The sequence below is a fragment of the Acinetobacter sp. YH01007 genome (assembly GCF_013420425.1).
GTDB classification, from domain to species: domain Bacteria; phylum Pseudomonadota; class Gammaproteobacteria; order Pseudomonadales; family Moraxellaceae; genus Acinetobacter; species Acinetobacter towneri.
In genome coordinates, this window is record NZ_VOYC01000050.1 from 1 (window position 1) to 1,118 (window position 1,118).

Genomic DNA, 1,118 nt, shown 5'->3' on the forward strand with positions numbered 1-1,118 from the left:
TCTACTATGTCAAGGCCAGGTAAGGTTCTTCGCGTTGCATCGAATTAAACCACATGCTCCACCGCTTGTGCGGGCCCCCGTCAATTCATTTGAGTTTTAGTCTTGCGACCGTACTCCCCAGGCGGTCTACTTATCGCGTTAGCTGCGCCACTAAAGGATCAAATCCCCCAACGGCTAGTAGACATCGTTTACGGCATGGACTACCAGGGTATCTAATCCTGTTTGCTCCCCATGCTTTCGCACCTCAGTGTCAGTATTAGGCCAGATGGCTGCCTTCGCCATCGGTATTCCTCCAGATCTCTACGCATTTCACCGCTACACCTGGAATTCTACCATCCTCTCCCATACTCTAGCTAACCAGTATCGAATGCAATTCCCAAGTTAAGCTCGGGGATTTCACATTTGACTTAATTAACCACCTACGCGCGCTTTACGCCCAGTAAATCCGATTAACGCTCGCACCCTCTGTATTACCGCGGCTGCTGGCACAGAGTTAGCCGGTGCTTATTCTGCGAGTAACGTCCACTCTTCTCAGGTATTAACCAAGAGAGCCTCCTCCTCGCTTAAAGTGCTTTACAACCAAAAGGCCTTCTTCACACACGCGGCATGGCTGGATCAGGGTTCCCCCCATTGTCCAATATTCCCCACTGCTGCCTCCCGTAGGAGTCTGGGCCGTGTCTCAGTCCCAGTGTGGCGGATCATCCTCTCAGACCCGCTACAGATCGTCGCCTTGGTAGGCCTTTACCCCACCAACTAGCTAATCCGACTTAGGCTCATCTATTAGCGCAAGGTCATAAAGAGCCCCTGCTTTCTCCCGTAGGACGTATGCGGTATTAGCATCCCTTTCGGAATGTTGTCCCCCACTAATAGGCAGATTCCTAAGCATTACTCACCCGTCCGCCGCTAGCTCAGTTACCGAAGCAACCTCGCCCGCTCGACTTGCATGTGTTAAGCCTGCCGCCAGCGTTCAATCTGAGCCATGATCAAACTCTTCAGTTAAAATCATTTTGAAGCTTTAATCTAAACTTCCAAATCTGGCTCATCAATTTTCTGACTTAAATTTCGCTCAAATAAACTTCGAGTAATTTAAACCAATCAATCAATGAAATATGTTCGAT

At 49.4% G+C, this 1,118-nt stretch carries 1 rRNA gene; it reads right to left on the reverse strand.

Annotated features, from left to right (window positions below):
- A 16S ribosomal RNA gene (locus FTT74_RS13835) occupies positions 1–999 on the reverse strand; the annotation flags it as partial.
- Positions 1,000–1,118: the final 119 nt, after the last annotated feature.